The organism is Erwinia oleae (assembly GCF_000770305.1).
Classification (GTDB): Bacteria; Pseudomonadota; Gammaproteobacteria; order Enterobacterales; family Enterobacteriaceae; genus Erwinia; species Erwinia oleae.
Window position 1 is genome coordinate 1 of the sequence record NZ_JNVB01000112.1, and the last position, 7,352, is coordinate 7,352.

The following is a 7,352-nucleotide window of genomic DNA, read 5'->3' on the forward strand; positions in this document are numbered from 1 at the left end:
CGGGTCTGATCGAGCACGCCTTTACGCGCGTCAATCAGCAGGATCGCCAGATCGCAGGTCGAGGCGCCGGTCGCCATGTTGCGGGTGTACTGCTCATGCCCTGGCGTATCGGCAATAATAAATTTACGTTTTTCGGTGGAGAAGTAGCGGTAGGCCACGTCAATGGTGATGCCCTGCTCGCGCTCCGCCTGGAGACCATCCACAAGTAGCGCCAGATCCAGCTTGTCGCCCTGCGTGCCGTGACGTTTACTGTCGTTATGCAGCGAGGAGAGCTGATCTTCATAGATCTGACGGGTATCGTGCAGCAAACGGCCAATCAGCGTACTTTTCCCGTCATCGACGCTGCCGCAGGTAAGAAAGCGCAGCAGGCTTTTGTGCTGTTGGGCATGCAGCCAGGCTTCCACGCCGCCCTGGTCGGCAATTTGTTGTGCAATTGCGTTATTCATAACGGCTCCTCAGAAATAACCCTGGCGTTTCTTCAGCTCCATCGAGCCTGACTGATCGCGGTCGATAACCCGACCCTGACGCTCGCTGGTGGTCGATACCAGCATCTCTTCGATGATTTCCGGCAGCGTCTGCGCTTCCGAATCCACCGCGCCGGTCAGCGGCCAGCAGCCCAGCGTGCGGAACCGCACCTTACGCTGCTCAATCACCTCGCCGGGCTGGAGATTGATACGATCGTCATCAATCATCATCAGCATGCCGTCGCGCTCCAGCACCGGCCGTTCAGCGGCCAGATAGAGCGGCACGATCTCAATGTTTTCCAGGAAAATGTATTGCCAGATATCCAACTCTGTCCAGTTGGAGAGCGGAAAGACGCGAATGCTTTCGCCTTTGTTGATCTGGCCGTTGTAGTTGTGCCACAGCTCCGGGCGCTGGTTTTTTGGGTCCCAGCGGTGGAAGCGATCGCGGAACGAGTAAATACGTTCCTTGGCGCGGGACTTTTCTTCGTCCCGGCGCGCGCCGCCGAACGCGGCATCAAAGCCGTATTTGTTCAGCGCCTGCTTCAGGCCTTCGGTTTTCATGATATCGGTGTGTTTGGCGCTGCCGTGTACAAACGGGTTGATGCCCATCGCCACGCCTTCCGGGTTACGGTGCACCAGCAGCTCGGCGCCGATTGCTTTTACCGTGCGATCGCGGAAGTCGTACATTTCGCGAAATTTCCAGCCGGTATCAACGTGCAAGAGCGGAAACGGCAGCGTGCCCGGATAGAAGGCTTTGCGCGCCAGATGCAGCATCACGGAGGAGTCTTTACCGATAGAGTACATCATTACCGGATTGCCGAATTCCGCCGCCACTTCGCGGATGATATGGATACTTTCCGCTTCCAGTTGACGCAGGTGGGTGAGTCGTTGTTGATCCATTATCTTTCCTCAAGCCAAATTCACCACGGCGGAGTGCCGCCGTGCAGCATGTTGAAACCACGCCAGTTGCTGATGCAGATTGACCACTTCGCCAATCACCAGAAGCGCGGGCGTTGGCGCGCGCTGCGCGAGTTCTTCGAGTTTTGCCAGCGTGCCGGTCAGCACCTGCTGGTCCGGGCGTGTTCCGCACCCAATCACCGCCACCGGCGTCGCCGCGTCGCGGCCATGACGGATAAGCTGTGCGGCAATCTCCGCCGCTTTCACCGTGCCCATATAGACCACCAGCGTCTGCCGCGCGCGGGCCAGCGACGGCCAGTCCATCCCGTCGCCATCGGCACGACAGTGACCGGTAATAAACAGTGCGCTTTGCGCATGATCGCGATGCGTCAGCGGAATGCCGGCGTAGGCGGTAGCGCCCGCCGCCGCCGTGATGCCGGGCACCACCTGAAAAGGAATGCCCGCCTCTACAGCGGCCTGAAGCTCTTCGCCGCCGCGACCAAAAATAAAGGGATCGCCGCCCTTCAGACGCACCACCCGCTTGCCCTTTTTCGCCAGTTCAACCAACAGGCGATTGGTCTCTTCCTGCGGAACGCTGTGCGCGCTGGCGCGTTTGCCCACGCAGATACGGTCGGCGTCGCGACGTACCAAATCCAGCACCTCGTCACTGACCAGATGGTCGTAAAGCACCACGTCCGCCTGCTGCATCACCTGAAGGCCGCGAAGCGTCAGCAGGCCCGGATCGCCCGGACCGGCGCCCACCAGAATGATTTCACCCTGATTTTCTTCCGTATCGTTTAACTGCCTGTCGAGCGTCTGTTTCGCCCCCTCCAGATCGCCGGAAGCCACCTGGCTGGCGAACAGGCCGCTGAAGGCGGTTTCCCAGAAGCGGCGGCGATCTGACATTTTGCGATAGCGCAGCTTCACTTTGTCACGCCATGCCCCGGCAATCCCGGCCATCTGCCCCAGACTGGCGGGCAGCAGCGCTTCCAGTTTTTCACGCAGCAACCGCGCCAGCACCGGCGCCGTCCCGCTGGAAGAGATCGCCACCACCAGCGGCGAACGATCGACGATAGAAGGAAAAATAAAGGAGCACCTGGGCTGATCGTCAACCACGTTGGCCAGCAGGTGACGATCCTGCGCATCGTGGAAAACGCGGGCGTTCAGCTCGCCGTCGTCGGTGGCGGCAATCACCAGCAGCACGCTGTGGAGCTGTTCACTTTTATACCCGGTGGCAATCCACTCGACTTCACCGGTTTGCTCCAGGGCCAACAGCTCCTCGCACAGCGCCCGCGCTGCAATCTGCACCCGTGCGCCAGCGCGGCGTAGCAGGGTGATTTTGCGCGCGGCAATATCACCGCCGCCAACCACCAGCACCGGTTTGTTTCGGATATCAGCAAAGATTGGGAGATAGTCCACGTCAGCCTTGTCGTAATAACAAATAGTTAACGCGACTATACGACTGCGCCCTGGACCTTATGAAATTACTAATTGGAATGAGTAGTTACGTAATGGAATAACGCACCGGCAAAGCTAACAACAAAATGTGCTTAACGGATGATATTTCGGGATTTTAAGGCGACGGCGCTGAAATAGTAGAGGTCAGGGTCAATGAGAAAAGTTTTTCATCCCGGCGCGGCCTGCCGATCGTTTTCGGCGCCGTATTCTGCATTGCCGGGTAAATCGTCGGCAATAAATAAGATAACCTTTTGTACTGCCGCTACCGCGCCAGGGTTGCAACCGGTGGCGCGGCATGCGCGGTTAATGCAGCAGTACAGGGTTAATCGTCGGCAATAAAATAGGAAACCGGCGCGCTGACCATCGTCTCTTCTACCCGGGTGGCAAGCTTGTGCTGTAACGCGTCGCCCGATGACAAATAGAGGCGCGTGTCATCGCTTTCCAACGGTTTTTTAAGTGCCTCATCGTTAAGATCGGTGCAGGTACGGTAAATGTTTCTGAACATGCGGTTGTAAACGTTGAGATAGTCCTGAGAAGTTTTGAGCCTGGATGGGGTGACGTTGGTCTCTTCTAACCGCTCCATCTGCGCCGGATGAATAACAAAACCGGCCTCTCTCATCACTCCTCGTTCGCGGCCAGCGCAATAAGGTATAGTCGCAGCAGAGGCGATAACCGCCTGATTTACCGTAACTATCTTCAGTTTGGTACTCCGAATGGCGTAGAACATCGCCAGCGCGCCATCCATGTTGCCGCCTTCGCTGTTGAGATATAGATAGATATTTTCCGCATGAACATAGCGCTGGCTGATTTCATCCAGAATCGACTGCAAGGCCACCGATTTATTCGGCGTGATAAGCCCGGAAAAGGTAATTTTTACCGTTTTTACATCCGCAAACAGCGTGTTGTCGGCAACGACGGAGGTTTTAGCCATCACCCAACCGGGGAGCAGTAACAGCACGGCGATAATCAGTTTTTTCACTAACCTTTCCTTTTTAGATGAAAGCCTCTCTGCGTTAAGGCTGTTTATTCAGCGTAATAATGCGGTCCGCAGAAGCGATAGTTGAGGGACGGTGCGCAATGATCACGCGGGTGATATTCAGCTGACGGATAGCGGCGTTAATTAGCGCCTCGTTGTCTTCATCCAGATGGCTGGTCGCCTCGTCCATAAAGAGAATGCCCGGCCGACGATAGAGCGCGCGTGCGATAAAGATGCGTTGCCGCTGACCGCCCGATAACCCTTCGCCCAGCTCCCCGGTCAACGTTTCGTAACCCATTGGCAGCGCCATAATATCATCATGAATATGGCTGAGTTTTGCACACGCCTCCATCCGCGCTTCGTCAACCTCGCGGTTAAAACCGGTAATGTTGTCACGGAGCGAACCGGCCAGCAGTCGATCTTCCTGCAAAATGCAGGCGACAGCAGCGCGATAGTTATTAACGCCAATCGCCTGTATATCGCGTCCGTCAACCAGAATCTGCCCTTCTTCAGGGGCGGCAAGCCCGCAAAGCACTTTCATTAACGTGGTTTTTCCGCTGCCAGAAGGGCCAGCGATGGCGACGCTTTCACCGGCCTCAATACGAAGCGTCAACTTGCTGAATATGGCCGGCGCGTGATTGTCGTAGCAAAAGCCGATGGTGTTCACCTCTAACGCCAGCGCTTTACCGGGTTCAAAGAGCGACTTAGCGGGCTTCTCCTCTTCCGGCGTGGTCAGCGCAATATCGGCGATGCGCTCATTATGCAATGACAGCATCCTCATCTGCAGAAGCAGACCGGTCAATGAAAGTACCCTATCGGAAAACATGGCGCGAAATGAACTAAACGCAACAAACGCGCCCAGCGTCAGCGTATGGTCGATCACCGCCGCAATGCCCAGCCACAGGATAATGACGCTGTCACAGGCGCCAATAAAGGTGCTGACAATGCGAAACAACATATCGAAACGCGTAAGACTGACCGTGGCGTTTGTCGCTTCGGCGACCATGCTCAGCCAGTTTTGCCGACGCTGCTCGGCCAGCCCCTGCGCCCTGATCGTCGCCACCGCGTAGAGCGTTTCAGTAAATGAGGACGCAACGCGCGAGTTTTTGATCAGCAGCTCTTCAGATGCCTGGCGATAACGGCCATATGTTGCCACGCGCAGCAGCACAAACAGCAGCGTAAATCCCAGCACCACCCAGGTTAGCGCTCCACCATAGAGGATCAGTAAAATTAAGGCGCCGACGGCGATGATGGTATCTACCAGCGCGCCGGTAATACTCTGTGTAAAGGTGGTTCGCAAGGTATCCAGCGAGACAAAACGTGACTGTATATCTCCCATTCTGCGTTTTTCAAACCATGGCAGTGGCAGGCGCAGCATGTGCCGGAAAAGGCCCTCTTTCCACTGAATATCGATATAGGTGCTCATCACCATCGCGGTCCAGGAGCGAAAAACGCTGACGCCGGCCTGCAGCAAAATCAAAATCATCAGGCTGAGGCAGATCAGCGTCAGCAGACTTTTATCCGCAGCCGGAACGGCATTATCCATCACCATCTGCGTACCCACAGGCATCAGCAGGCTGACGAATTCAATGATCAGCGAGACGCAGAATATTTTCAGCAGCGCGTTTTTTAAACCGGTGATACTGTGCAATAACGTGGATAATTTAAGTCGGGATTGACGTTTTTCAGCAACGAATCCAGCGGTGGGCCATAGCTCAAGCGCCACGCCGGTAAAATTTTCACTCATGACCTGTGAATTTATCACCCGTCTTCCGGCGGCGGGATCGTGGATAACATAACGATCGTTATCAGCGCTAACCAGCACCACAAAATGGTTGAAGTTCCAGTGCAGAATGCAGGGTATTCTGACGTCGTTAAGATCTTTCATCTCCAGCGACAGCGCACGGTTAGCCAGGCCCAGTGATTCGGTAAGCGTGATCAATGCGCCCAGCGTCGTACCGCGAGATGAGAGGCCCGCTTTCTGTCGCAGCGTTAACAGATCGATATGTTTACCGTATCTCGCCGCCACCATCGCCACACAGGCCAGACCGCATTCAGCCGCTTCGGTCTGAAGCTGTACCGGCACCCGATGAGGACGGGAAAAGGTTATATGCGCTTGAAGCCATGCAAAAGTATCATTTATCACTCGCCACGCCCCTGATGCTGTTGCGGATATCGTAGAGCGGTGAGAGGATCCATTGATAAAGTTTGCGCTCTTCAAGAAACAGCGTGCTGGTCGCCTTCATACCATTTTCCGATCCCATCCAACGGCCTTTGTAATAAAAGTGGGTCGCATCAGGCGTCACCACCAGCTTGTACCAGGTTTGGGGTTTCTCCGCCGCTCTGAACGGCGCGCCCGGGTAAGTCGCCATCTCCTGCTGCGAGGCAGGTGTGCGGGCAATGGATAAAATTTTGCCGGGGAACTGACCAAATTTTTCAGCGGGGAAAGCGTCGTAGCGGATATTGATGGCCTCGCCGGGAGAGAGATAAGGCACCGCAGAATCAGGTATCCACAGCACCAGTTCATACTGCCGCGTTTCGCCGGGAATGATCTGGAGCAGGCTGTCTCCGGTGGTGACCATCTGACCAGGCGATACGCTGAGCGTATCTACCCAGCCATCAACCGGTGAGGTGACAATTAAATCGCTGCTGGCATCAGCATCGGTTAATTCTCCTGTTAAGGCGTTTTTTTGCATTTCCAGTTGATTGAGCTGATTATCAAAATCCACCGACTGAGTTTGCAGGTTGCTTTGCAGTACAAGGATTTGCAGCGCATTTTGCTCATTTTGACTGCGCAATCCCAACAGGTCGTTATGCTGCTGATAGTAAAGCGCGGTCTGGCTGATTAACTGATCTTTGTTAATCAGCCCGCGGCGCTGATAACTGCGGTAATTATCCATATTCTGTTTCATCATGCTCAATCCCTTTTGCGCCGTATTAAGTATTTCCGACGAATGCTGAAGCGCGGCTTCGTAGCTGGCTCTTTCCCTGTTGAGCGTTTCCAGAATCGTTTTTTTGTTTTGACGAATTTTGTCGGCAATGTTATTCAGCACGGCAATTTGGTTTTCAATATTCCGCCGCCTGTTTTTACTGACCACGCCGGAAGTTGTGGTGCGGCTGACGTCAATCTGATAGATCGCCTGCCCTTTTTTGACCTTTTCGCCGGGGCGAACCAGTTGGCTTACCACGAAGCCCTGCTGGGCTGAGAACACGGTAATAGCGCGCGGAGAGGAAATAATTTCGCCTGAAACGTTAATACGCCGGGTATAGCTACCGAGAATAATCAGAGAAAGGAAACAGAAAAAGAAAATAACGGTGAACAGCATCACCATGCGGCTACTTATGCCGGATAAAAGCAACGCTTTACCAGACCACTGTTTATTTCGGGCCTCGACCGCTTCCTGTCTGTAAATCATGAGTGCTGTTTGGCGCCTGAAAATTAAATGTGTAATGCAAAAAACCGGGCAAGTCTTTTGGCCCTACCCGGTTTAAGTAAATTACCAATGACACTGACCGTTAACGCTATTCGAACTGGCGTCGCCACCCAGCGAACCTCC

At 54.7% G+C, this 7,352-nt stretch carries 6 protein-coding genes; all 6 read right to left on the reverse strand.

Annotation, left to right across the window (positions count from 1 at the left end):
• Positions 1 to 446, reverse strand: a 446-nt coding sequence (locus tag GS12_RS21485; protein WP_034950728.1) for a GTP-binding protein, incomplete at its 3' end; no start/stop codon positions are given.
• A 9-nt stretch (positions 447 to 455) separates the two neighbouring features.
• The gene (cysD, locus tag GS12_RS21490) at positions 456 to 1,364 is read right to left on the reverse strand and encodes a sulfate adenylyltransferase subunit CysD (RefSeq protein WP_034950730.1); all 909 of its coding nucleotides are present in this window, start codon (positions 1,362 to 1,364) and stop codon (positions 456 to 458) included.
• A 9-nt stretch (positions 1,365 to 1,373) separates the two neighbouring features.
• The gene (gene cysG / locus GS12_RS21495) at positions 1,374 to 2,780 is read right to left on the reverse strand and encodes a siroheme synthase CysG (RefSeq protein ID WP_034950733.1); all 1,407 of its coding nucleotides are present in this window, start codon (positions 2,778 to 2,780) and stop codon (positions 1,374 to 1,376) included.
• Between the two features lie 361 nt (positions 2,781 to 3,141).
• Positions 3,142 to 3,798, reverse strand: coding sequence for an ATP-dependent Clp protease proteolytic subunit (locus GS12_RS23115; protein ID WP_052118559.1), 657 nt, complete (start codon positions 3,796 to 3,798; stop codon positions 3,142 to 3,144).
• Positions 3,799 to 3,832: 34 nt separating this feature from the next.
• Positions 3,833 to 5,941 carry a peptidase domain-containing ABC transporter gene (locus GS12_RS21505; RefSeq protein ID WP_052118560.1) on the reverse strand — a complete coding sequence of 703 codons (2,109 nt, stop codon included), beginning with the start codon at positions 5,939 to 5,941 and terminating at the stop codon, positions 3,833 to 3,835.
• A complete protein-coding gene (locus GS12_RS21510; protein WP_034950739.1) occupies positions 5,931 to 7,208 on the reverse strand; it encodes an HlyD family secretion protein in 1,278 nt (425 codons plus the stop codon). Before GS12_RS21510 ends, GS12_RS21505 begins: the two co-directional genes overlap by 11 nt.
• Positions 7,209 to 7,352: the final 144 nt, after the last annotated feature.